The organism is Sphingomonas sp. NPDC079357 (genome assembly GCF_044901155.1).
Lineage (GTDB): Bacteria > Pseudomonadota > Alphaproteobacteria > Sphingomonadales > Sphingomonadaceae > Sphingomonas.
The window spans coordinates 156,185-179,697 of record NZ_JBJDOM010000004.1 but is presented as its reverse complement, the minus strand read 5'-3'; the positions used below and the strand labels follow the sequence as shown (position 1 = coordinate 179,697).

Sequence of the window (23,513 nt, the reverse complement as noted above, 5' to 3'; positions counted from 1 at the left end):
GATGGAGTCGGTCGCGGACCTTTTGAGCGCTCGGGCCTTTTCAGCCGGCTGAGCCGATACCGTCGTCATGGATTTGGGCATCCACAGGAAAGCTGAGCTTCTGGGCGGTCTTCGGGAAGACCTGTTCGGACCCCGTTGGGTACCCGCCTGAGAGGCTTAGTACCGGCCGCGCAGAGTTCGACTACGCGTGCCGCTCTGCTCGACGAGCTATCCTGTTCGGCCGTGCTCAGGATCGCGGTCAGTGCGGAAAGATATGCGAGCGTCGATTCAGCGCCTTGGTTGGCATTGCGCCGGTCTGGATGGAGACCATCGAAGCAGGCGCCTCGTTCGACGTCCACGACGGGGATGCCAAGGTCGTTTGCCCCGAGAAACCAATTGAAGGCCCGGCGCGCTTCGCGCTTCCACCGGACGTCGCTGGTGACTCGGGCCGCGGTAAGGCATGCGCTCACCGCTGCACAAGCCTCGAGAGGCTGCTGGTCGAACGGCTGCGGGCGCCGCCTGTCGCTTCCAAATGTTTCGGTTCCGATCGGCCGAAAGTGCCCAGCTTCAGCCGTCTGCAGCGTCATCAGCCAGCGCAGCGTATCGAGGCCGGCATCAAGGTGAGACTCGTTGCCAGTGTCATGGCCGCTTTCGATGAGAGCTTCACACAATCGGGCATTGTCATAGCCGAGCCTGTCTTCGAACCAGATCCAGTCGGGCGCGGCGGCGTCAGACCAACGTTGGAACAAGCGATTGGACAGTTCTCCTCGCAGCTGTTCCAGATTGCGATGGCCCGGGAAGCGCCGGAGAAGCTTTGAGATGCCGAGCAGCCCGTAGGCCCAGGCACGCGGCGTGGTCAGCGCTACCAACGCCGGCGCCATCTCCAGCAAGCGCGCGGCGGCCCATCCGTCCAGGAATCGATCGTCTTTTCGCATTGCGACCGCCCCCAGCGCCCAGACCGTGCGGCCATGCGCGTCGTCGGCTCCCGCATCGTCGAGCCATGTGCGGTCGAACCCCATGAAATTGTGGACGCGGTTATCCTTTGGCGACCAGGCGTGCTCAACGAATGCGGCATATGTCAACGCAAGCTGCTCCTCGTGTGGAGTAAGAGAACGCAGCGTCGATAGTTCGGAGAGAAGCAACAGCGCGCGCGCGTTGTCATCGAGGCAATAGCCGTGTCTCCGGTCCGGAACCGCGAATTTTGTGTGCTGGGTTACGCCGACCATGTCGGTAAGAGCGGCGAGATGGTCCGTGTTTATCGGTGGAAGCGCCCTGTTCCAGGCTTCGTCATTTACAGGACGTATAGCCCGAGAAGCGCCGGAGCGTCTTTCAAATCGGACATCGGAGAAGACTTTCAGGTACTGCTTCGCCACGCTCGACCAGATCATCGCGCGACCGCGCTCGTACGCGCGGGTTCTAATCTCGCTACGCGACGCGCCATCGACGATCAATCGAGCGACGGCAGCTCCGAGTGCATCCGGTTCCGAAAAAGGCACCAGCACGCCACAATGGTCGGCGAGCAGTTCCTGCGCATACCAGAAGGGCGTGGAGACGACCGCTTTACCAAGGGCAACAGCGTAAGCGAGCGTTCCTGAAACGATCTGCGCTTCATTGGGGTAAGGCGATAGGTAGATATCGCATGCAGCCAAATGGTCGAGCAGCTCATCCAGTGAGAGATAACGGTCGACAAAGCAAATATTCTCGATGACGCCGAGTTCGGTTGCGAGTGCAACGAGGCTATCGCGATAGCGTTCGCCTTCATCCCTAACGAGGTTGGGGTGGGTCGCGCCGACAATCATATAGAGCAGATTGGGATGGTCGCGAACGAGTGCCGGCACTGCGCGAATTGCCGTTTCGATACCTTTGCCTGGACCAAGCAGGCCAAAGGTCATCAACAAGGTCCGGTCTGCAAGTCCCAGTTTGTGCTTCGCCATCGCCGGATCGATAAAGGCGCGGTCCGGAACGCCGTGGGGTATCACGGCGATGTGCTCGGTCGGGACATCATAGACGTCCTGCAGAATGCGCCGTCCTTTGTCCGCCATGACGACGAGGCGGGATGAGTGTTTGATGATGCCATCCATGACGCGACGTTGTGCAGGGTTGGGGTTGGCCAGTACGGTGTGCAGCGTCGTGACGATCGGAGCGTTGAGGCCGCTGAGAAGGCCAAGGATGAATTCACCGGCCTCACCTCCGAAGATCCCGAACTCGTGCTGAAGAGAAACGAGATCGACGTTCGACACGTTGAGGAAGTCGGCGGCGACTGCATAGGACGCGGGCGAGGCCTGCTGGATCTCCAGGGCGACATCGGGCGGATAGGCGTAAGTGTTGGCATCGTCCGTCAACGCGATCGTCATTGAAGAGAGATCGGAATCGCAGTTCTTCAACGCCTGCTGCAGATCGTTGGTGAAGGTGGCGATGCCACACTGCCTTGGAATGCAGGTTCCTACGACAGCGATACGCTTGAGCGGGGGAATGATCACAGAGTGGTTCATGCTCGACCTCAAATATGAAAATATCTCTCAGAGCGGCTCATGCCGCCTTGGGGGCCGCGTCCGCTGCTCCCTCGTGTTCGCGCCGCGGCAAGACGACGGTTGCCGAGCAATGGGGTTCATGATCCGACCATGTTGTCGGGCTTCGACCACCGTCCAGAGTCAAGGCCAATATTCTGTCTCCACGCCTGAGCAGCTTGGACACAGGATTGCGCGGCCGCGCCGGCCTGACGGCGTTAATGCTGGCGCGGTGACTTGGGCGATTGGCTTGCATTTCTTCGATTTATGGCAAGCACACACACGTCGCGTTACGTAATGTGCGCAGGACTTGCTGACCGGCGTCGCCTGAGCCAGGCCGCGCGTCGGCCGGATTCACGATGCTGAAATTGCTGAGGGCGGAACGCGTCAATCTCGTGCCAAGCTTGATCTGTGCGTGCGAGCGCTGGATCGCCAGGGGATCATCATCATTTATCGCGCGGTCGGGGCGATCCACGAAACTGTGGTCATTATGGCAACACCGACCATGACCAGACAGGCTGCGCCACCGAGCAGTTGCAGCCGCCGAGGAATGGGCTGGCCGTTCATCGCTTCGGAATCCGAGCCGAGCCATATCACCAGGGCAATAAGTGGGGCTGCAACAAAGCCGTTGACGACAGCACTCCATAGCAATGCCCTCATCGGATCGATCGAGGAGAAGTGCACAAGCACACCCAGCAACCCCGCGGCAGCAATTACGCCATAGAAGGCCTTGGCCCGCCCAGCGCTTTGCGCAAGGCCGGTCCGCCAACCAAATGCTTCAGAAACGGCATAGGCCGCAGAGCCGGCGAGCACCGGAATGGCGAGCATGCCGGTCCCGATGATTCCGACAGCGAAAAGCGCGAAGGCAAAATCGCCTGCAAGCGGTCGAAGCGCCTCGGCCGCTTGAGCAGCCGTATCAATCTGGGTGGTTCCAGCGACATTCAGAGTTGCGGCCGTCGTCACGATGATGAAGATGGCAATGACGTTCGAGAACAGCATTCCGAGCCAGCTGTCCAGTCGGATACGGCGCACTTGCCAGTCTGGCCCTGGCTCCGCATCACCAGCGCTGGCCAGGCCCGCTTCTTCGGCTTCCTGCGAGGCCTGCCAAAAGAAAAGATAGGGGCTGATCGTGGTGCCAAAGATCGCCGCCACCAGCATCCACGCTCCCGAGCCGGGCATGGCTGGTACTACAAGCCCGCGCAAGACCGAGCCCCAGGATACATGCACCACAAATGCCGTCGCCGCATAAGCCAGGAGCGCCAGGGTCATCCATCGCAAGAGCCGGGCATATCGCTGATAGTCCACAAACGTCTCGAGCAATGTTGAAGCAAGCGCAAAGACGATCACCCAGGGGTGCGGGGGACCGCCGCCTATGAGAGACATCGCCGAGCCCATTGCACCCAGGTCGGCCCCGAGATTGATGATATTTGCGATGAACAGGAGGAGGACAACGAGCCTTAGAACGGGTGATGGACAACGACGACGAATGGTTTCAGCCAGCCCGGCGCGGGTACTTCGCCCTATTCGACCACAGATCTCCTGCACGGCCGCGGCAAGCGGCCAGGTGAGAAGCATGGTCCAGCCAAGCATATATCCATAAGCCGCGCCGGCTTGCGCATAGGTTGCAATCCCGCTGGGATCGTCGTCGGCGGCTCCGGCAATAAATCCTGGGCCAAATATTTGGCGGATGCGTCGCAATCGGCGGGTGCGAGACGCCTTTGGGCGTGGAGCTTTCATCAAAGGGCCGTCCTGTTGGGAATCCGGCTCGCGCGCCAACGGGGTTCTCGTGCACGCTGGTCCCATTTTTCCAGTTCTTTGGTCGGCCGGTTACGGATCCTTGAGTTCGGTTTCGTGAATGTGGTCTGCGGGCAGCGGCATTTTCGCGCGAACGGACGTGGCGCGAGGAAAAGCTGTCGGGCAGCGCCCTTTCCAACTCCGGGAAATCCTCGAATTGCTCTTTCGGGCTGGAGTAAAGCGCGCGTAGCGACTGTTGCCGGTACACCCCTATGACGGGTCAATGGACCTTCACCATGCCGACACCCTTGATATTGTTGAATGAGTCGGTCTGGTGACACGCGAAGCACTGCTCCACGCGGGCGCTCTTCTCGCCGGTGATCGTCTTGTCCATCATTTCGAAGTGCATCATGTTATGGCTCGGCGGCGGCTTGTGGCACTGCGAACATTCGGTTGATTTGGGGCTGGGGTGGAGAAATCCGCTGATCTTCCAGCTGCTCGTGAGATGGCAGCTGGCGCAGTCCGTGCCGAAGAAGCCCTTATGCGTGTCCCGGGGGGCATGACAGGACTGGCAGTCGAGCCCCGCGGGATGGTTCATGCCACGCTGGGCGATCTTCTCGAGTACGGCATGATCCATGCGGACCGGCCGAATGTCTCTCCCCTGATGTTCGACATGGCAGCCGGCGCATTCCGTGACGTTAACGTGGAAGGCGGTCTCCGGCTTCATAAGCAATTCCGGCGCCGACGCATGGCAGGCAATACAGGTTTCGGCCTTGATCCCGCGATTGGGCGTGTGACAGCTCTCGCACTTGCCTTCGAGAAATGCATGGGCGTTCGATAGCGGCCCGGGTCGAACCGACGACGCCCATTGCGGCAGCGCGGTGCTGCCCGAGCGGTAGATGGTGAGGGGGACGGCGATCGCGGCGGCCACCGCGAGCGTCGCAAGGATCAGATAGACGATGGTCGTCCGGTTCATGGCCACCACCGCAGGCCGAAGTAGATGCTGCTCCAGATGTGCATCGTCAGCAATCCGTACATGATGATCGCCGCGACGATATGCACGACGATCCACCTGTCGAGCGTGGCCTTGATGACGTCGCGTGCGGTAATCGTGAATTCGAGATCGGCTATCGCGCCGAGCAGCGAGTCCAGCGGCAGTCCTGATGGATCAACGATGTTCTGACCGTGCAGATCGGCCGATACGGCCGCCAGGACGTCATAGCGGTCGCGCAGGACCTTGAGTTCCTTTTGCTGAAACCGCAATTCCTGGCCGACCTGCGCCAGATAATATCGGCCGATGAAGCCCGTGACGACGACTGTCAGCATCGCGATCACGAGGGCGATGCCGATCGGACTTTGAAACTTGTGCCCTGAATGGATAATCCCGAGCAGCGCGCCGATCGCGCCGGCATACACATGGAAACTGAGCAGTCCGCCAAGCGAGACGAGACGCTGCGTGCGCTGCTTGACCCACGCCTGCCGCTTCACGATGCTGTAGACGAGCAGGAGCACGAAAAGCAGGGCGGCGGCGATGCCGAACAGGCCTCCCGCCAGGCTCCCGGGGAACCGCGGCGCGGAATGCAGCAGGAAGGCCGGGACCAGCAGCGCAAGAGCGGTCAAGAGAGCGCCGACCGTTACTTTCTCGGTTTCGGTCATCTCAAGCGTCCACCACGAGATCGCCCACCGATTTTGCCTGGCAGGCGAGGATGATACCGTCGGCCTTCTCGTCGGCGGCGAGAGCGTCTTCCACTTCCATCGTCACTTGGCCCTGCCGCAGCGGGACCTTGCACCTTCCGCAGATGCCGACCCTGCATTCATAGTCGATGGCCACGCCAATGGCCTCCGCCGCCTCGAGCACGGACTGATCGGGTGCGAGTGCACCGCTTTTGCCGGACTTCGAAAAAGCGATCGTCGCCTGCGCGGAAGGAATGGCGGGCGGCGTCTGCGGGGCGGCCGATGCCGAGCTGTCGGTCGCGGTCTCCGCCGGTTCATCTTCAAGGACGGGTCCGCCCTTGGGGGGCGCGAATTCCTCCGTCTTTACCTGCTCCGCCGGCACCTTGAGCTGCGCAAGCGCCGCCTTCACCGCGTCCATCATCGGCGGCGGGCCGCACAGGTGAACGCGCCTGCTGGCGATTTCGGGAACGGAAGCGGCGATGAAATCGGCCGTCAAATAACCGGAAGGCCCGGCCCAGTCGGTCCCTTCGGGCTTTGCGACGATGGAGACGATGTGAAGCTTGTGGTGGCGCCGCGCCAGATAGTCGCATTCCTCGCGAAAGATCAGATCCGTCGGCGTGTTGACACCGTAGAGGAGGTAGATGTCGTGTTCATAGGAGCGGTCCGTCAGGCTGCGCAGCACACTCATCATCGGTGTGATGCCGACTCCGCCGGCGATCAGGACGATCCCCTCGGCTTCCTTGCCGGTGAAGAAGAACCGGCCCGCGGGCGCCGCAATCTCGAGAAGGTCGCCCGTAGCGGCATGATCATGGAGATGGCGCGATTCCAGCCCATATTGTTCGCGCTTGATCGTGAGCTCGATATAGTCGCGCTGTGTGGGCGACGACGAGATCGTGTAGGATCGTCGGACCTTCTGGCCTTCGATCTCCGAGGTGATCGAGGCATATTGGCCGGGCAGGAACGTGAACGGCATCGGCCCGCGGTTCGGTTCCATGAGCCGGAACGTCTTGACGCTCGGGGTCTCGTCGAAGATCGCGGTGATCCGCAGGACGCCTTTCCACAGGCGCGGCGCTGCCGGCGTGGCGCTGCCGGGCGTAGCTGCGCCTGCAGGAGCAGCGGGCGCCGGCACGATGGGGGCCGGGGCCGGAGAGGTGGCCGGACTGGCCGGTGGTGTAGCCCCGCCTGGTGCGAGCCGCTCCACCAAGCTTGCGATGCGGCGCAGCCGCGCCCATCGGAGTAGCAGCGCCGCAACCAGAGCCGCCGCCAGCAGCGCCATCGCGATCAGGTGCCACCAGGAAAGGCCCGCCAGCTCGTTTCCGTATGCCATCTGGTCGCTGACGGCAAAACCCGACTGGGTCTTGAACCAGCTCAGGGCAATCTGCCGGGGAGGGCGGCCCTCTTCGAGGCCCCTGAGCGCGCCTGCTCCGCTGTCCGCGAGTGCGAGGCCTTCGCGGGCGCCCCTGATCGCATCCTGGGCTCCTTTCGTGTCGTTCGACATGAGAGCGTGGTGAAGCCGGGCTTGCTCCGCGGTCAGGACCTCGGCGCCCGACCCCAGGCGGGCGAGAGCCGCGGCGCGTACCGTCCGTCGTGCCTCATCGGTCAGGACGGGCCAGTCCATCAGCGAGGGGTAGAAGGGTTTGGCGCCGCCGTTTCCACAGCATCCCGCCGGTCCCGCGCCCATTTTGGTACCCGGCGACGGCACCATCATCCCTTTCATCATCGCCGCCATGGGATCGGCAGCTTTCGCCGCGGCCGGAGCTGCTGCCCCCATCACGTTGCCCGCTGGCATCGCCGCTGGCGCGGCGGCTCCGCCCGCTGGATGATGCGACGCGTGCTCTGACTCGGCCATCTGCGCCGACGCTGGCGGTGATCCGGAGATCATCGCCAGCGCGAGTGCGATACCGCTCGTCCTCAAAGCCCGCGATAGCTTGAGGCCGGTGATGTTGTTGTGAGGGCGCGTCACCTGAGGACTTCCTTACATGTCATCCTTCATGGGCATCGGCTTGTCCGCGGGCATCGGCGCCGGCTTCGCGGTGGCGGGTTTCGCATGGCGGCGGTGCGGGGCTGCCTTGTGCTTGGCCATCGGCATCTTCTTCATGCCGCAGCATCCGGCCTTCTTTGCCATCGGAGGCATGGCCGCAGGCATCTTGTCGTCCTGCATCGGCATGCCGGCCATGCCTGGCATCGCGTCGTGCTTCTCCATGCCGCCTGCCGGCATCGACCCGTTGGCGGAGGGCGCAGACTGGGTCGACGGATGGCCGGTGGTTTGCCCCTGGGCCGAGGCGATGGCGGGCGACAGCACGATTGCACCCCCTAGGGCGAGCGCGCGCAAGCGGGAAGAACGCGTCATGATCATGATCAATACTCCATTGCTATGACCGGCCGAACATCCGGCTGGCAACGGCCCCGAGGGACCACAAATCGATTTTCGCCAATATACGTAGTTTCCTGTTTCCCCGGCGTTGTCGCCCGGGCGCCCGGAGCCGGCGCCGATGCTCAATCATCGCGCGGGGTTCCCGTCGCCCGCTGCCAGGGCCAACGACCCTTGATCTCGACCTCTAGCGAGAAACTCAGGAAGGTTCGTATCAGCACAATGCCGGCAAGGACCGCGAGACTGCTAAGCGTTGGCTGGATCGCGATAGTGTTGATGATGTCGGCCGCAACCAGGAATTCGAGTCCGAGAAGAATGGCTTCACCGAGGCTCGACCTGAAGTTGCCGACGACATGTTGGTCGATCGGACCTTTCAGGGATTGCTGCAGGAATCTGATCAGCGAAGAACCGGCGCCCACGACGATGATCGCCGTCCCGGTGACTTCGATGGCACGCGTGATCCAGTGGATGCCCTCCACAATGAGGCTCTCGGTCATCACGGACACCTGTGCATCACGTGGCGAACTCTGCGACCTCCCAATGCGACGAGGCGATCGGGTTCGCGTTCGATGATCACCATGCGTTTGTCAGGCCGCCCCGGGGCGACTGTCTCTGGCCGCGCCAGGGAATAAAAGATGATGTCACCGCGTTCGTACCACGTCCCGGTGGCCTGCGGTGCACGGTCGGGCAAACTGATCTCATTATAAGATCCATCCGCCCGGAACTCCCAGGCTGTACCGGTCTTGCACCCGGACCGGGCGTCGAATGACCAGATACCGATGAGATCCGTCTTCGAGCCCAAATGCTGACCGGGCAGATGCTCGGCAACAGAAGGCTGGGCCAGGCCGCCAACCGCAGCGATAACAGCCAAGGCTAAACTTGCTCGGCTGAGGAGCGCGCGCGCTTGGCGCCGACTTGCCCAAAGCAGCAGTAAACCCAAACGCTGCAAAACAGGTCTCATATGGACGCCTTCACTGCGCGGGCGGCATGAGGGTCGCCGTCGCCAGGTGGGCTTCCCCTGGGAATGCTCGCGAGATGCGCGAGGATCGGGCAATCCGCGATGGGAATGTCGATCGAGCATTGGGCGGACAGGGCGGACAGGGCGGTCTTGATGCGGGTCAGATCATCGATACGGGTGGTCGCTTCATTTATCTTGCTCTCGGTGATGGCCAGGACATCGGCGGTTGTCGCGGTGTCGGACGCGCGCAAATCGAGCAGGCTTCCGATTTCGCGAAGCGTGAAACCCAGCTGCTGCCCCTTGCGAATGAACCGCACGCGCTCGAGATCGGCGTCGCCATAGGTGCGGTAACCGGCAGAAGACCGGGCGGGCGGAGGAAGCAGACCGTTGCGCTCGTAATAGCGGATGGTATCGGGACGGATGCCGAGCGCACGCGACAGCTTTCCGATCGTGAAATATGTCATGGCGCGTCTCCGTTGCCGCGACCATTCGAAAGGTCGCGGCATTATTCCTTCGAATTGGTCTTGCTCAGGTCGGGCAGTGCCGGGGTTTTCAGCCTGCTCGGCTTACATATCCTTCATCGGGGCGGACTGACTGTTGTCGGGCGTGCTCGTAGGCGGGGCGCCATTGGGCATCATCGGCCCACCCCGGCGCATGTCGCTGTGGTCCATATCCTGACGGTGGCGCTCATCCATATCGGCCGCCGTGTTGTCGGTCCCGACAGAGTCCGTGGCGGCGGCGGTGTCGTTTTCAAGAGCGCCGGGCGCGCTTGCAGAGGCATTGGAGGCAGCCTGGTTTTGCGTGCCGTCCGTCTTCTTGCCGCACGCAGCAAGCGTTCCGAGAAGCGCAAGGGCTGTGAGCCCCGAGACGATCTTCCCGGACGTATTCGTGAGGTGAGTCTTCATGATGTGTCTCCGAATGAGAGTGAGCGGTCGAACGCAAATCCCGTCGGACGAGCTTGATAAGCGTGCTCGACCGACAGATCAGGGTGTCATTGCTGCTTGAGAATCTGCAGGCAGCGATCGTGCGAGAGATTCATCGGGTTGCGCCCCTGTCCCTTCATCTCGTTGTGATCATGGGGCGTCGCGAGACCCATATTGTCTTCCATGGCCTTGCAGCTCGCGATCTGCGCGCTAGTCGGCGGAAGGGTCGCGCAAGCGCCGAGCAGCGCCAGTGGTAGCAATCCCAGCGAGATAGAGTATTTCATGTTCAGTCCTTCCCTGTGCAGGTGGTGTGGTCCTCTCCCACGGACATTTGTTCTGGCTGATCTGCGGCCAATTGAGACAGCCGCCCGTCCCGAACCAGAAAGAGGATCGGGCAAGGGTCGCTTTCGGCTTCGTGCGAGGGCGCTTCACCCAGCTGCTCAAGGCCTGTTTCGATAAGCTTGAGCTGTTCCACCCTGACCAGTGCTTCGCGCAGTTTGACCCGCGTGACGGCGAGGATATCCGACCCGGCGAGGGCGTCTCCGGCCCGCACCAGCAGGAGCGCGTGCGTTTCGGTGAGGGTGTAACCGAGCCCCTGTGCAGCGCGAACGAACTTGATGCGTTCGACGTCTGCAGGATGATAGACGCGGTATCCTGCACTGGTCCGTTGCGGAGCGGGGAGCAGGCCGGTGCGCTCATAATAACGTATGGTGTCCTTTCGAACGCCGGCAGCCTCGGCCAGCTCACCGATTCTAAGCCGTGACATGGCAAGTCTCGGAGGCACAGTGCCGCTTGGACCTAGGTCCAGGGTCAAGAGAAATATTTGGACGTCGGTCGATCATCGCCGCTCTCCTGTCCGCTCAAAGGCCGCGCGACTTTTCGTCGCTTGCGGCCGCCATCAGGCATCATGGGGAGCGGCAAGCCCCTCCCCGGCACGCCCTTATTTCTTGCGGAGCTCGACGATGTCGTGAACTGCGGGAGCGCCGTCGGCGACGCTCACATGCGCAAAATGGTCGTCAAATATATGATCGACCCTGACGTGGCCGATGAGGTCTCGGCGATAAGCGGGGCCGCTTCCTTTGTAGCCGGAGCCGGGCAGCGTCTTCACGCGATAGACGTCAAGCACCTGTCCGACTGTCGCGCCATCTGCTTTGCCGACACACACGATCGTTCCGGTCGTGTCCTTGCCGATGATCGATCCACGCATAAAAAAGCTGTGGCCGATGCCGGTCGCCAGAGCGGGGACCGCGCCGGCGAGGGCGATACTCGCCATGGCCATCGATATTGACTTCTTGAAGCGCATCTCGATTCCTTTCAATTCATGTCTCGTGCACCCAGGCCGGTGTTCGTCGCTTGGTTGCGAGCGATCGTGCCGGTCTCGTTCTGCAGCGAGGTGGCGTTGATGGTGGGGACGGCGGTCGCCGTCCCCGCTGCCGACTTATTTCCTGCGGAGTTCGACGATGTCGTGGACCTTCGGCGTGCCGTCGGCGATGCTCACATGCGCGAAATGGTCATCGAAAATGTGATCGATCTTGACGTGCCCGACGGCCACGCGCCGGAAGCCCGCGCCGGGGGTCTTCGAAGGTCCAGGTGTGCTTTCCACACGGTAGACCTCGAGGACCTGGCCTACGGTCGCGCCGTCGGCCTTACCCACACAAACGACCGTTCCGGTCGTGTCCTTGCCGACGATCGATCCACGCATGAAAAAGCTGTGGCCGATGCCCTGGGCGTAGGTAGGCGCGGCGCCGAGCACGGCGAGGCCTGCAAGCGCGATGGTGATCTTCTTCTTGAGCAACATGGTGGAAGCCTCCTTGGCTGAGTTTACAAGACCCGCCGAGGAAAACTGGCGGTGAAGAACCTTTCTTCGCCACCAAGACTATGGACCCGGCTCCCGACTCAATATGCGTAATGTTACGAAGCCCCATCAAAGCTCCGGGCAAACCCCGTGCCAAAACGTCGTCGCACTAATCGCATCTTTTGATACGCTCCCGCTACTAGCGGGTTGTGCTCTGGCGATAAGGGGTACGCGTACTCGATGGCCTGTAAATTAGGGCGATTCTCGCGGTCCAGGGTGCCGTCGGGCGGTACAAGGATCAAATCACTCACGCCCGCAGTATGCAACAGGATCATCATAGCTGCTCGGGCCGCTCAAGGAATTGATAGCGACAAAGCCGGTCGACATCAGGGCGCCCTCAGAACTTGGCCGGTTAAGCGTCGCCGCCCAAGAGCCTGGCTGAACAATGCAGAGGTACGGCGCAGCGGAAACCCGGCTATGATCAAAGTTGAATGTCCATCCTCCCGGTCATACTCCAGGTGATCTTGGATCCCTTTGGGTATGAAGTGAGTTGCAGGCATGCCCCCTTGGCAGCCGAGGAGGGTGAGGAGCCTAGAGGTAGGACGGAGTCGGTCAATGGAAGACAAGAAGAATGGCATGGGCATAGGCATGGGCTATGGCCGGTTCGTGGCGATGATTGCGACGTCTACGGTCGTGATGTTCGGGCTGATGTATCTCAACACCTATGCGCTGAGCCATGTCCAGTTCAGCCAGACGCGCACCTGGATGGCGCTCGTCATGGGCGCGGTCATGGCGGTGATCATGCTCAGTTTCATGTGGGGCATGTACAAGAACACCCGCCTCAATATCGGCATCCTGCTCGGTAGCGCTGCCATTTTTGGTTTAGCGCTTTGGCTGGTGCGGAGCCAGGAAACGGTCGACGACGTCTCCTACATGAAGGCGATGATCCCGCACCACTCGATTGCGATCATGACCAGCGAGCGCGCGCACATCAAGGACCCCGAGGTTCGAAAGCTGGCCGATGGCATCATCGACGCGCAGGTACGCGAGATCGCCCAAATGAAACAGATGATCGCGCGCCTGCAAGCTAACCCGGCGCCGGATGGCGCTCCGGACCTGCCCTCCTATCGCGATCGCGGTGCGTCGCCCCCGCCACCGCAAACCGACGAAAGCACCGGAATAGATACACGAAAGCCGATTTCCTGAGGTGTGTTCTTCGAAGTAAACAGGATGGGCACATGATCGGGTACTGTCGGAAAGGCTTCGTCATGCGCATCTTGCTCAAATATCCAGCGATCGACGCTCTTCGCGAAAGAAGCAGGATGGTGGAAGTATGACCGACATCGAGCGCAGCGGTCCGAGTGGCGCCAAAGGCGCTTCTGAGATCGTCCTCGTCACCGGAGCGAGCGGTTTTATCGCCGCGGCCCTGATCGCCCGGCTCGGCGAGCGCTACATGGTCGTCGGTCTCGATCGCGCCGGTCCGCCCGAGCCACCACCGCCCGCCGCCGCTATCGACATTGATGTCGGCTCGGATGAAGCGGTTCACGCTGCGCTCGAGGAGGTTCGCGCGCGATACGGCAACCGCATTGCTTCCGTCATTCATCTCGCCGCGTATTATGACATTTCTGGCGATCCCAATCCGCTCTACGACAAGGTAACCGTCCAAGGGACACGGCGGCTGATCGACGGACTCCAGTCGTTCGATGTCGAGCAATTCGTCTTCGCCAGCACGATGCTGGTCCATAAACCGACCGCCACTCCGCAGGAGCGCATCAACGAGGAATCGCCGATCGGTGCCTCCTGGGCGTACCCGCAGTCCAAAGTCGACACAGAGGCGCTGCTGCACGAGCGTCACGGACGGATACCCGTCGTCTACCTGCGACCCGCAGGAGTCTATGCCGACGAGGGACGCTCAGCGTTCCTCGCACAGCAGATATCGCAGATCTACGAGCACCGCCTGATCTCGCATTTCTATCCTGGCATGCTGTGCGCGGCGCAATCATCGGTGCACCGCGATGACCTGGCGGAAGCCGTGGTGCGCCTGGTCGATCGGCGGCACGATCTTCCGTCTGAACTGCCCCTGCTCATCGGCGAACCCGATGCCCCCGGCTACGCCGAAATCCAGGACATCGTCGGCGAGGCGCTCCACGGCGAGGGCTGGAAGACGATCCGCATCCCGCAGCCGCTCGCGAAGGCTGGTATCGTTCTTCAGAACGAGGCACTCGGCGACGACGATTTCATCCAGCCCTGGATGATCGACAGCAGCAACGACCACTACATTCTCGATATCTCGCGCGCACGGTCGCTACTTGGATGGGAGCCGAAGCACAGTCTTCGCGAAACGCTTCCGACGATCGTTGCGGCGTTGAAGCGCCACCCGCGCGCCTGGTACCGGAACAACAAGCTCAACGAAAACCTCGTCGCCTGGAACGACAAGTCCGATCCGAAGCCGGCCGAGCTGGACCATAACCCGCCTGAAGCGGCAGCCGGCGCGATGCCCGGCATGGAGCACGGAGCTAAGGACCATGGCAACATGGATCATGCCGCTGTGGGGCACGGGGCTGGGGACATGGCGATGTCCAGCCACGGTGCACATGGCGATCACATGGCCATGATGGACCGCGACGAGCGCCGTGCGCGCTGGGCGCTCTACGCCAACATCGGCCTCGGTCTGTGGCTCGCCTCGAGCCCGCTCATCTACGACTCCATGACCGCGCAGCGCGTCGGTGAGGCGGCGCGGTTCGTAACGGTCGATCGCGGTCTGCCGTCGATCGAGTGGCGTGCAAGCGCGCTGGCCGTAAGCGATCTTGTCAGCGGGCTTGCCATCGCGCTGTTCGGTGCGCTGTCGCTTGTACCACGCACCAAGACGTGGGCTCAGTGGGCGGTCGCATTCGTTGGGATCTGGCTGCTGTTCGCGCCGTTGATCTTTTGGAGCCCGAGCGCGGCGCAGTACAACAACGATTTGCTCATCGGCTCGGCTGTGATCGCGCTGTCGGTGCTCGTGCCGATGATGCCGGGTATGAGCATGGCAGGGATGATGGACCCCAAGAACATCCCACCCGGCTGGACCTATTCCCCGTCTACCGATGCCCAGCGGCTGCCGATCGTCGTGATGGGTCTGATAGGTCTTCTTACCTCGCGCATCCTGACGGCATACCAACTGGGCCACATCGATAGCGTCTGGGAACCCTTCTTTGTCGGCTCGTTGAGCGATCCGCGCAATGGTACCGAGGAGATCATCACGTCTAACATGTCAAAGGCGTGGCCGATTCCCGACGGCGGTCTCGGCACCATCAGCTACGTGCTCGAGATCCTGATGGCGGTGATGGGCACCCGCGACCGCTGGCGCACGATGCCGTGGATGGTGACCTTCTTCGGCATCCTGGTCATTCCACTCGGCGTGGTCAGCATCTATTTCATCATCAGCCAGCCCATCGTCATTGGCACCTGGAGCACGCTGGCGCTGATCGCCGCCCTCGCCATGCTGATCATGATCCCTTTCGCGCTCGACGAGGTCATCGCCATGGGTCAGTTCCTTGTGTGGGCGAAATGCCGCGGCAAGCCGCTGATTCGCACCTTCTTCCAGGGCGACGCGAGCGAGGCCGGCAGTGAGGACGCCTCCGACCTGATGTCGTCGCCTGCCGCATTTTGGGCCGATGCAAAGCGGGGGCTGACCCTGCCGTGGACGCTGGCGGTCAGTATCGCGCTCGGCGCATTCCTCATGCTCACGCGGGTGACACTGGGCAATGAGGGCGCCATGGCGAACAGCGACCATGTCATTGGTGCCCTGGTCATCACCGTCGCGATCATCGCCACCGCCGAAGTTGCCCGCGCCGTGCGCTTCATCAATGGCGCGCTCGGCGCCTGGCTGGTTGCTGCCCCTTTCCTGCTGACGGGGGCCGGCCACCTGGGAACGATCGTTTCGGTGATCATAGGGCTCGCCCTCGTCGGTCTCAGCCTTCCGCGCGGCAAGCGCAGCGCTGAACATTATGCGAGCTGGGACAAATATGTGATCTGAGGGTCGCTCTGCTCGACGTGGAATTGAACAGGAAAAGATACGTCACGTCTGTTGGGAATGCGGGACTCCGAACGGTCAACTTACGGCCGTGCGACCGGGTCGCTGAGATGTGAAATGCGGCCTGCTCGGGTGCAATAATGCTTTTCGACTGCATAAATCGACGCGAGTGCGAGAGGTCTGCAACGACCCTGGATTGCCCATCGACGAATGTCGGTTCGTGATCGCTACGGTAATCTTGCGACCGTCTGCCACTTTTTGAGGGGTAGGCGGCGGTCGCGCGTATTATGAAGAGTGGTAGCCTTGATGAATGGGTGCGGTGAAGGACGATATGAAACTCAAAGTCGCATTGTCGTTGGTCCTTGCGTCGGTTTCGGTCGCCAGCGCGGCGGCGACGCCTATCGTGGTTCACCGCGATCCGGGCTGTGGCTGCTGCGCGCAGTGGGCGGCGCAGGTGCGTAAGCAGTTCGGGCGCCAAGTAACCATCATCGACGATCGCCAGCGCTCCAGCTTCCAGCGGACCCAAGGCGTTCCTTCGGGCCTGTCATCCTGCCATACAGCGATTGTAGACGGCATGGCATTCGAGGGTCATGTCCCGATTACCGACATGAAGCGCGTCCTTGCCCAGAAGCCGCGCGGCGTGCGTGGACTTGCGGTTGCCGGGATGCCGATGGGCTCGCCGGGGATGGAAGTCCCGGGGCAACACGTGGACCCCTATAATGTCGTCGCCTTCGGTCCAGGTGGACAGCATGTCTTTGCGCGTCATGGCGGACGATGATGTCGTTGTTCTACGATAAGGACGGGTGTAAGAAGTAACGGCTGTGAAACGGGTACTGCATCTCTTCCTCCTGCTGGGAGCCTTGGTTGGCCTCATGGGCCAAGCGGCGGCCTATGCCTCTAACCCGGCCCCGGTTTCCGCGCCGATGGCGATTTCGGGAATGAGCGCAGATTGCATGAATGCGATGGCTCAGAAACAACAGCCCTCGGGCAAGCCCTGCAAGGGGCTGACGCTCGACTGCGTCGCATCAATGGGCTGTGTCGTTCCGATGGTTCTGCGCGACGCGCCGCGCGTCCCGGCATCGCCGGTGGCTCACGGAGCTATGGCATTCTGGACCACGACGTCGACCCTGCATGGCAGTGATCTGACCCCCGAGCCTGAACCACCGACTATCCTTGGCTGATCGACCACAGCCGTCAGGCTGACAGGATCGGTGCGCCTATCGCGCACTCAAACATCCTGTCCGATCTGCGGCTACCACGATGATTTGCCAAAGGATTACAGTCATGAAAAACCGTGTTTTCTACGCCCTGCTGGGCGTAGCCCTTGCCGCGCCTGCCGCCGCATTCGCCGGCCAGCCCGACCACAGCCAACAATCCGGTCATTATGAGTGGAAGTCGGTTCCCCAATATGGCCCGCGCGCCACGGGACCGGCTCAGCGGCGCGTCTGGGTGCCTGATACCGCGAAGATGGCCAACTGCGACTGCGACATGATGAAGATGAGCTCCGCGGATTGTATGAAGGAGATGCATGGCATGATGTCTCCGTCCGGCGCCTCGGCTGGCTAGCAGCAGGTTCTGGCCGCTTCAGGTCGCATAGACGGCTAGGCCAGCAGTGGCGGCGGGATACCCCTTCCTGCCGCCACTGACATGCCTGGTGTGCCACGCTTGCCTGAACCTCCGATCAGGAGATCTCCATGCGATTATTTTTGTGTATGCCGCTGTTAGCGGCAATCCCCGGCATTGCCTTCGCCGAGCCGCTCACCTTCGACGCGGCCCTCCAGCGCGCCCGGCAGGAAGCGCCGTCGCTCAAGGCGAAGGCGCTCGGTGCCAACGCCGCCCGTTCCGTGCGCGGCGCGGCCGGCGCCCTGCCTGATCCGACGCTTGCAGTTGGGATCGACAGTTTCCCGGTATCGGGACCGCTCGCGTTCGAGCCGCAGCGCGACAATTTCAGCATGGCGCGGGTCGGCGTGTCCCAGGACATTCCCAATCTCGCCAAGCGCCATGCGCAACAGGCGCGCGCCGACAGCGACATAAAGGCGGCCGAGGCTGATACCGCAGTCCAGGCGCGCACGGTCGAGGTTGGCACCGCGCTAGCCTGGATCAACTTGGCCTATGCCGAGCGCAGGCTCGCCGTGCTCGACGATATTCTGTCCGGTCTCGAGCGTGTGGTGGGAACGACGCCAGGTGCGGTCGCATCGGGAGGCGCGCGCCCGGCGCAGACCCTTGCAGGGCGCCAAGCCGTCGCCGCGATGCAGGATCGCCGCAGTGAACTGGTCTCGAACGTGGCGCGGGCACGCGCGACGCTAACCCGGTGGACCGGAGACCCCGCGCCGGAGATCGCCGGACCGATCCCCGATTTTGCGGTCGACGCAGCGGGTCTGCGCGCAGGACTCGACCGCCACCCCACCATCCAGATGATCGATGCCCAGGCCGGGCAGGCGGATGCCGATGTGCGCGTAGCCAATGCCGGCCGGCGTTCCGATTTTGGTGTCAACCTGGCCTACCAGCGCCGCGATCCCCGGTTCGGCGACTATGTCTCGGCCGGTGTGACGGTCAGCCTGCCGTTCTTCACGCGCAGTCGCCAGAATGCCGGGATCGCGGCAGCCCAGGCAAATGCCGGACGAGTGATGGCTGAACGCGAGGCCTCGCGGCGCGCGCTCGCCGCCGACCTTGATGCGGATATCGCCGACCATGTCATGCACCATGAGCAATGGATGCGTGCGCAGAGCACACTGCAACCGCTCGCTGAGCAGCGCGTGAAATTGGAAACCGCCAGTTATGCGGCTGGTCGTGCCAGTCTCGTCGATATCGCCGACGCCTATGCCGCGCTGGCCGATGCCACCATCACGACTCTTGATCGTGAAGCCCTGGTCACCGCGGACGGTGCGCGGCTGACACTCACCTACCGGAGCGCAAATCGATGAGCCAGGTTATGATAGCCCGCGGGTGGCTCTTTGGCGCAGCTGCTGCTCTTGCGCTTGCTGCCGGCGGTCTCGGGTTCGCTCTAGCGGGCTTCCAGGGCACAAAAGATGGTGGGGCCGTAAAGCCGGCAGCGCGCAAGATTCTTTATTGGTACGATCCGATGATACCGGCCGAGCACCATGAGGGTCCGGGTCTCTCATCCATGGGTATGCAGACGATCCCTCGTTATGCGGACGAGGGCGGAGCAAGCGCGCAGGTGCCGGGCATTTCGGTCGACGCTTCCGCCTCGCAGGCGCTCGGTCTGCGGATCGCCACGGTGCAACGCGGCGAGCTGGCTAGCAGCCTCACCGCGACCGGTACAATCGACTTCAACCAGCGCGATGTCGCGATCGTCCAGGCACGTGCCGGGGGCTTCGTGCAGCGAGTCTATGGTCGCGCGCCGGGTGACGTGGTCGGCGCGGGGGCGCCGCTCGCCGATATCCTGGTGCCGGAGTGGGGCGGGGCGCAGGCCGAGTTTCTCGCGGTGCGCCGCACCGGCAACGCAGCACTGACCCAGGCGGCCCGCCAGCGACTCATGCTGCTTGGCATGCCGTCTGGCACCATCGCGTCGGTCGAGCGCGGCGGCCGTCCGCACAATGTCATCACGATCTCCACGCCGATCGGCGGCGTTGTCAAAACATTGGACGTGCGAGCCGGCATGACACTGACGGCAGGACAGACGCTCGCAGAGGTGAATGGTCTCGGCACTGTCTGGCTCAATGCCGCCGTGCCCGAGGCGATCGCCGGACCGCTCAAACCCGGGCAAACCGTGCGGGCGACGCTCGCGGCATTTCCCGGCGGGATCTTGTCGGGCCGCGTTTCAGCGATCCTGCCGCAGACGCAAGCCGACAGCCGGACGCTGACCGTGCGGATCGAGTTGCCCAACCGCAGCGGACGCCTGCGTCCCGGCATGTTCGCAACCGTGTCGTTTGGCGGAGCCACGCAACCGGCGCTGCTGGTGCCCTCCGAAGCGCTGATCCGTACCGGCAAGCGGACATTGGTGATGCTCGCGCTCGACAAGGGCCGCTATCGGCCGGCCGAGGTCCAGACCGGGCGGGAATCCGGGGGCCAGACTGAGATCCTGGCGGGCCTGGGCGAGGGTGAGAAGATCGTCGCGTCGGGCCAGTTCCTGATAGACTCCGAGGCGAGCCTGTCCGGAGTCCAGGCGCGGCCGATCGGGGGTGGCGCGCCTATAGCCGCCAAACCCGCTGCTACTGGCAGACTCTACGAGACCGTTGGAAAGATCGAGCAGATCACCGCCAATTCGGTGACGCTCAGCCATGAGCCGGTGCCTGCGATCGGTTGGCCGGCGATGACGATGACCTTCCAGCTACCCGATCCTAAGATCGCGCGCGGCCTCAAGACCGGCGATCGGGTCCGTTTTGGATTCGATCAACCTTCCGCCGGAGCCACTGTGCGGCGCATGGCGAAGGTCGCGGGCCAGTGATCGCCCATCTCATCCGCTGGTCGGTCCGTAACCGGTTCTTCGTCCTGATCGGCATGCTTGCGCTGGTCGGGGCGGGGCTGTGGGCGGTGCGTTCGACCCCGATCGATGCGCTGCCCGATCTCTCCGATACCCAAGTCATCATCCGCACCAGCTATCCGGGACAGGCGCCGCAGATCGTCGAGAACCAGGTCACCTATCCGCTGACCACCACCATGCTGTCGGTTCCCGGCGCGAAGACGGTGCGCGGCTATTCCTTCTTCGGCGATAGCCTCGTCTATGTGATCTTCGAAGACGGCACCGACCTTTATTGGGCGCGCAGCCGGGTGCTCGAATATCTCAATCAGGTGCAGGGACGGCTGCCGGCAAGCGCCCGCAGCGCGCTCGGACCGGACGCCACCGGGGTTGGCTGGGTCTATGAATATGCGCTGGTCGACCGCACCGGCCGCCACGACCTGTCGCAGCTCCGTGGGATTCAGGACTGGTTCCTGCGCTACGAGCTGAAGACCGTGACCGGCGTCGCTGAGGTGGCCAGCATGGGCGGCATGGTCAAGCAGTATCAGGTGCTGCTCGATCCGGTGAAGCTGGCCGCTTATGGGATCACCCATCAGCAAGCGGTCCAGGCGATCAGCCAAGCCAATCAGGAAGCGGGCGGCTCGGTGCTGGAGATGGCCGAAGCCGAATATATGGTTCGCGCCTCGGGCTATCTGAAGACGCTCGACGATTTCCGGGCGATTCCGCTCAGGACCGGCGCCGGTGGCGTGCCCGTGCGGTTGGGCGATGTCGCCACCATCCAGATCGGCCCGGAGATGCGACGCGGCATCGCCGAGCTGAACGGCGAAGGCGAGGTCGCCGGTGGCGTGGTGATCCTGCGTTCGGGCAAGAACGCGCGCGAAACGATCGCCGGAGTCAAGGACAAGCTCACCGAACTGAAAAAGAGCCTGCCACCCGGCGTCGAGGTGGTGACGGTCTACGATCGTTCGCAGCTCATTGATCGCGCAGTCGAGAATCTCACCCACAAGCTGGTCGAAGAGTTCATCGTCGTCGCCATCGTCTGCGGCCTGTTCCTCTGGCACGTCCGTTCAGCGCTGGTCGCGATCCTCACTCTTCCGCTGGGGGTGCTGGCGGCGTTCGTCGTGATGCGCTTCCAGGGGGTGAATGCCAACATCATGTCCTTGGGCGGCATCGCCATCGCGATCGGCGCGATGGTCGATGCGGCCGTCGTCATGATCGAGAATGCCCACAAGAAGATCGAGCACTGGGAACAGGATCATCCGGGCAAGCATCTCGAGGGCGAGATGCGCTGGATTGTCATCACCGAAGCCGCCGCAGAGGTTGGCCCCGCCCTGTTCTTCAGCCTGCTGATCATCACGCTCTCCTTCATTCCCGTGTTTACACTCGAAGGACAGGAAGGGCGGCTGTTCGCGCCGCTCGCTTTCACCAAGACCTACGCGATGGCGTCGGCGGCGATCCTATCGGTGACCTTGGTGCCGATCCTGATGGGTCTGCTGATCCGCGGGAAGATCCCGCCCGAGCAATCCAACCCGGTCAACCGCTGGCTCACCAACATCTACCGGCCCGCAATCGACTGGACGATGCGGCGGCCCAAGACGGTACTGCTTATCGCGGCTCTGGTGTTCGCGACCACGGCCTGGCCGCTCACCCACCTCGGCGGTGAGTTCATGCCCAATATGGACGAAGGCGACCTGCTTTACATGCCGTCAGCACTGCCCGGGTTGTCGGCGGCGAAAGCGTCGCAACTGCTCCAGCAGACCGACCGGTTGATCAAGACCGTGCCCGAAGTCGAGAGCGTATTCGGCAAAGCCGGACGCGCCGAGACCGCCACCGATCCGGCGCCGCTGGAGATGTTCGAGACGACCATTCAGTTCAAACCCCGCGACCAATGGCGGGCGGGGATGACACCCGACAAGCTTGTTGAAGAACTGGATCGTACGGTGAAACTCCCCGGCCTCGCCAATGTCTGGGTTCCGCCAATCCGCAACCGCATCGATATGCTGGCGACCGGCATCAAGAGCCCGATCGGGGTCAAGGTGTCGGGGTCCGATCTCGTCCAGCTCGACCGGATCGCCCATGATGTCGAGACGGTGGCGAAGACCGTGCCCGGCGTCAGTTCGGCGCTGGCCGAGCGGCTGACCGGTGGGCGCTATGTCGATGTCGACATCGATCGCGCTGCCGCCGCCAGGTTCGGGCTCAACATCACCGATGTGCAGGCGATCGTTTCGGGTGCGATCGGGGGCGAGACGATTGGCGAAACGGTCGAAGGCCTAGCCCGCTACCCGATCAGCGTGCGCTACCCGCGCGAGGTGCGCGACAGCCTGGAAGGCCTCCGCACGCTCCCGGTCCTGACGCCATCGGGGCAGCAGATCACGCTCGGCACGGTCGCGAACATATCGATCGCTGAAGGGCCGCCGATGCTCAAGACCGAAAATGCGCGCCCCTCCACCTGGGTCTATGTCGATGTTCGCGGGCGCGATCTCGCCTCCGTCGTCGGCGATCTCCAGCGCGCGGTGGCGAAGCAGGTCAAGCTCTCGCCGGGCGTCAGCATCGCCTATTCCGGCCAGTTCGAATATCTCGAGCGTGCGGTCGACAAGCTGAAGCTGGTTGTGCCTGCAACGCTGCTGATCATCTTTGTGCTGCTCTACATGATCTTCGGCCGGTTCGATGAAGCCGCGCTGATCATGGGCACGCTGCCGTTCGCGCTCACAGGGGGCATCTGGATTCTCTATTTGCTAGGTTTCAACCAATCGGTCGCGACCGGCGTCGGGTTTATCGCGCTCGCCGGCGTTTCGGCCGAGTTCGGCGTGGTGATGCTGATCTACCTCAAGAACGCACTGGAAGAACGCGGCGCCGGTCCCGATGCTACTCAGGTCGAGGCTGCGGTGCGCGAAGGTGCGCTGCTCCGCGTCCGGCCTAAGGCGATGACGGTCGCGGTTATCCTCGCCGGCCTGCTGCCGATCCTATTGGGATCTGGCGCGGGCTCGGAAGTGATGAGCCGGATCGCCGCGCCGATGATCGGCGGCATGCTCACCGCGCCGCTCCTGTCCATGTTCGTACTTCCTGCGGCCTATCTTCTGCTCCGGCGGCCGAAGAGCAAGCCCACACCTCAACCTCTTATTTCATGAAGGAGAAGA

At 62.7% G+C, this 23,513-nt stretch carries 22 protein-coding genes; 8 read left to right on the top strand and 14 right to left on the bottom strand.

The window, feature by feature from the left end:
* Positions 1-65 precede the first annotated feature (65 nt).
* From ACI2JO_RS13920 to ACI2JO_RS13855, 14 genes are all read right to left on the bottom strand, one after another.
* Positions 66-2,471 (bottom strand): glycosyltransferase family 4 protein, encoded by a 2,406-nt coding sequence (locus ACI2JO_RS13920; protein ID WP_024018499.1) that lies wholly within the window; start codon positions 2,469-2,471, stop codon positions 66-68.
* 465 nt (positions 2,472-2,936) lie between these two features.
* Positions 2,937-4,262 (bottom strand): NRAMP family divalent metal transporter, encoded by a 1,326-nt coding sequence (locus ACI2JO_RS13915; protein ID WP_226949255.1) that lies wholly within the window; start codon positions 4,260-4,262, stop codon positions 2,937-2,939.
* A 238-nt stretch (positions 4,263-4,500) separates the two neighbouring features.
* Positions 4,501-5,196 (bottom strand): cytochrome c3 family protein, encoded by a 696-nt coding sequence (locus ACI2JO_RS13910; RefSeq protein WP_024018501.1) that lies wholly within the window; start codon positions 5,194-5,196, stop codon positions 4,501-4,503.
* Positions 5,193-5,876, bottom strand: a complete 684-nt coding sequence (locus ACI2JO_RS13905; protein WP_024018502.1) for an iron reductase — start codon at positions 5,874-5,876, stop codon at positions 5,193-5,195. The genes ACI2JO_RS13910 and ACI2JO_RS13905 overlap by 4 nt, the downstream gene beginning before the upstream one ends.
* Before the next feature lies 1 nt (position 5,877).
* Positions 5,878-7,857, bottom strand: a complete 1,980-nt coding sequence (locus ACI2JO_RS13900; RefSeq protein ID WP_024018503.1) for an FAD-binding oxidoreductase — start codon at positions 7,855-7,857, stop codon at positions 5,878-5,880.
* 12 nt (positions 7,858-7,869) lie between these two features.
* On the bottom strand, positions 7,870-8,250 hold the full coding sequence (locus ACI2JO_RS13895) for a hypothetical protein (RefSeq protein ID WP_024018504.1): 381 nt from the start codon (positions 8,248-8,250) through the stop codon (positions 7,870-7,872).
* A gap of 140 nt (positions 8,251-8,390) precedes the next feature.
* The gene (locus ACI2JO_RS13890; protein ID WP_024018505.1) at positions 8,391-8,762 is read right to left on the bottom strand and encodes a DUF1622 domain-containing protein; all 372 of its coding nucleotides are present in this window, start codon (positions 8,760-8,762) and stop codon (positions 8,391-8,393) included.
* On the bottom strand, positions 8,762-9,226 hold the full coding sequence (locus ACI2JO_RS13885; RefSeq protein ID WP_031308715.1) for a hypothetical protein: 465 nt from the start codon (positions 9,224-9,226) through the stop codon (positions 8,762-8,764). Before ACI2JO_RS13885 ends, ACI2JO_RS13890 begins: the two co-directional genes overlap by 1 nt.
* The gene (locus ACI2JO_RS13880; RefSeq protein WP_024018507.1) at positions 9,223-9,687 is read right to left on the bottom strand and encodes a heavy metal-responsive transcriptional regulator; all 465 of its coding nucleotides are present in this window, start codon (positions 9,685-9,687) and stop codon (positions 9,223-9,225) included. Before ACI2JO_RS13880 ends, ACI2JO_RS13885 begins: the two co-directional genes overlap by 4 nt.
* 102 nt (positions 9,688-9,789) lie before the next feature.
* A complete protein-coding gene (locus tag ACI2JO_RS13875; RefSeq protein ID WP_024018508.1) occupies positions 9,790-10,128 on the bottom strand; it encodes a hypothetical protein in 339 nt (112 codons plus the stop codon).
* Positions 10,129-10,214: 86 nt separating this feature from the next.
* Complete coding sequence (locus ACI2JO_RS13870; RefSeq protein WP_024018509.1) at positions 10,215-10,430, bottom strand: hypothetical protein; 216 nt, start codon at positions 10,428-10,430, stop codon at positions 10,215-10,217.
* A gap of 2 nt (positions 10,431-10,432) precedes the next feature.
* Positions 10,433-10,912, bottom strand: a complete 480-nt coding sequence (locus ACI2JO_RS13865; protein ID WP_082679233.1) for a MerR family transcriptional regulator — start codon at positions 10,910-10,912, stop codon at positions 10,433-10,435.
* A 174-nt stretch (positions 10,913-11,086) separates the two neighbouring features.
* Positions 11,087-11,449 (bottom strand): hypothetical protein, encoded by a 363-nt coding sequence (locus ACI2JO_RS13860; RefSeq protein WP_024018511.1) that lies wholly within the window; start codon positions 11,447-11,449, stop codon positions 11,087-11,089.
* A gap of 135 nt (positions 11,450-11,584) precedes the next feature.
* A complete protein-coding gene (locus tag ACI2JO_RS13855; protein WP_024018512.1) occupies positions 11,585-11,944 on the bottom strand; it encodes a hypothetical protein in 360 nt (119 codons plus the stop codon).
* A gap of 612 nt (positions 11,945-12,556) precedes the next feature.
* On the opposite strand from ACI2JO_RS13855, the gene ACI2JO_RS13850 reads away from it, so the two are divergent.
* The 8 genes from ACI2JO_RS13850 (at position 12,557) to ACI2JO_RS13815 (ending at position 23,504) form a co-directional block, all read left to right on the top strand.
* Positions 12,557-13,147: a DUF305 domain-containing protein gene (locus ACI2JO_RS13850; RefSeq protein WP_024018513.1), complete on the top strand. Its 591-nt coding sequence runs from the start codon at positions 12,557-12,559 to the stop codon at positions 13,145-13,147.
* A 127-nt stretch (positions 13,148-13,274) separates the two neighbouring features.
* Positions 13,275-15,959 (top strand): vitamin K epoxide reductase family protein, encoded by a 2,685-nt coding sequence (locus ACI2JO_RS13845; protein ID WP_404721266.1) that lies wholly within the window; start codon positions 13,275-13,277, stop codon positions 15,957-15,959.
* A gap of 328 nt (positions 15,960-16,287) precedes the next feature.
* Positions 16,288-16,734, top strand: a complete 447-nt coding sequence (locus ACI2JO_RS13840) for a DUF411 domain-containing protein (RefSeq protein WP_031308719.1) — start codon at positions 16,288-16,290, stop codon at positions 16,732-16,734.
* Positions 16,735-16,777: 43 nt separating this feature from the next.
* On the top strand, positions 16,778-17,137 hold the full coding sequence (locus tag ACI2JO_RS13835) for a hypothetical protein (protein ID WP_024018516.1): 360 nt from the start codon (positions 16,778-16,780) through the stop codon (positions 17,135-17,137).
* Positions 17,138-17,240: 103 nt separating this feature from the next.
* Positions 17,241-17,522 carry a hypothetical protein gene (locus ACI2JO_RS13830; RefSeq protein ID WP_024018517.1) on the top strand — a complete coding sequence of 94 codons (282 nt, stop codon included), beginning with the start codon at positions 17,241-17,243 and terminating at the stop codon, positions 17,520-17,522.
* Between the two features lie 128 nt (positions 17,523-17,650).
* Positions 17,651-18,880, top strand: coding sequence for a TolC family protein (locus tag ACI2JO_RS13825; RefSeq protein ID WP_066608845.1), 1,230 nt, complete (start codon positions 17,651-17,653; stop codon positions 18,878-18,880).
* Positions 18,877-20,364, top strand: coding sequence for an efflux RND transporter periplasmic adaptor subunit (locus ACI2JO_RS13820; RefSeq protein ID WP_404721265.1), 1,488 nt, complete (start codon positions 18,877-18,879; stop codon positions 20,362-20,364). The genes ACI2JO_RS13825 and ACI2JO_RS13820 overlap by 4 nt, the downstream gene beginning before the upstream one ends.
* A complete protein-coding gene (locus tag ACI2JO_RS13815; RefSeq protein WP_066608849.1) occupies positions 20,361-23,504 on the top strand; it encodes an efflux RND transporter permease subunit in 3,144 nt (1,047 codons plus the stop codon). The genes ACI2JO_RS13820 and ACI2JO_RS13815 overlap by 4 nt, the downstream gene beginning before the upstream one ends.
* Positions 23,505-23,513: the final 9 nt, after the last annotated feature.

What these genes read in the sequence shown, in the direction of transcription:
- ACI2JO_RS13920 (WP_024018499.1), bottom strand. Translation starts at nt 2,471, where the DNA reads ATGAACCACTCTGTGATCATTCCCCCGCTCAAGCGTATCGCTGTCGTA.
- ACI2JO_RS13910 (WP_024018501.1), bottom strand. Translation starts at nt 5,196, where the DNA reads ATGAACCGGACGACCATCGTCTATCTGATCCTTGCGACGCTCGCGGTG.
- ACI2JO_RS13905 (WP_024018502.1), bottom strand. Translation starts at nt 5,876, where the DNA reads ATGACCGAAACCGAGAAAGTAACGGTCGGCGCTCTCTTGACCGCTCTT.
- ACI2JO_RS13895 (WP_024018504.1), bottom strand. Translation starts at nt 8,250, where the DNA reads ATGATCATGACGCGTTCTTCCCGCTTGCGCGCGCTCGCCCTAGGGGGT.
- ACI2JO_RS13890 (WP_024018505.1), bottom strand. Translation starts at nt 8,762, where the DNA reads ATGACCGAGAGCCTCATTGTGGAGGGCATCCACTGGATCACGCGTGCC.
- ACI2JO_RS13885 (WP_031308715.1), bottom strand. Translation starts at nt 9,226, where the DNA reads ATGAGACCTGTTTTGCAGCGTTTGGGTTTACTGCTGCTTTGGGCAAGT.
- ACI2JO_RS13880 (WP_024018507.1), bottom strand. Translation starts at nt 9,687, where the DNA reads ATGACATATTTCACGATCGGAAAGCTGTCGCGTGCGCTCGGCATCCGT.
- ACI2JO_RS13875 (WP_024018508.1), bottom strand. Translation starts at nt 10,128, where the DNA reads ATGAAGACTCACCTCACGAATACGTCCGGGAAGATCGTCTCGGGGCTC.
- ACI2JO_RS13870 (WP_024018509.1), bottom strand. Translation starts at nt 10,430, where the DNA reads ATGAAATACTCTATCTCGCTGGGATTGCTACCACTGGCGCTGCTCGGC.
- ACI2JO_RS13865 (WP_082679233.1), bottom strand. Translation starts at nt 10,912, where the DNA reads ATGTCACGGCTTAGAATCGGTGAGCTGGCCGAGGCTGCCGGCGTTCGA.
- ACI2JO_RS13860 (WP_024018511.1), bottom strand. Translation starts at nt 11,449, where the DNA reads ATGCGCTTCAAGAAGTCAATATCGATGGCCATGGCGAGTATCGCCCTC.
- ACI2JO_RS13855 (WP_024018512.1), bottom strand. Translation starts at nt 11,944, where the DNA reads ATGTTGCTCAAGAAGAAGATCACCATCGCGCTTGCAGGCCTCGCCGTG.
- ACI2JO_RS13850 (WP_024018513.1), top strand. Translation starts at nt 12,557, where the DNA reads ATGGAAGACAAGAAGAATGGCATGGGCATAGGCATGGGCTATGGCCGG.
- ACI2JO_RS13845 (WP_404721266.1), top strand. Translation starts at nt 13,275, where the DNA reads ATGACCGACATCGAGCGCAGCGGTCCGAGTGGCGCCAAAGGCGCTTCT.
- ACI2JO_RS13840 (WP_031308719.1), top strand. Translation starts at nt 16,288, where the DNA reads ATGAAACTCAAAGTCGCATTGTCGTTGGTCCTTGCGTCGGTTTCGGTC.
- ACI2JO_RS13830 (WP_024018517.1), top strand. Translation starts at nt 17,241, where the DNA reads ATGAAAAACCGTGTTTTCTACGCCCTGCTGGGCGTAGCCCTTGCCGCG.
- ACI2JO_RS13825 (WP_066608845.1), top strand. Translation starts at nt 17,651, where the DNA reads ATGCGATTATTTTTGTGTATGCCGCTGTTAGCGGCAATCCCCGGCATT.
- ACI2JO_RS13820 (WP_404721265.1), top strand. Translation starts at nt 18,877, where the DNA reads ATGAGCCAGGTTATGATAGCCCGCGGGTGGCTCTTTGGCGCAGCTGCT.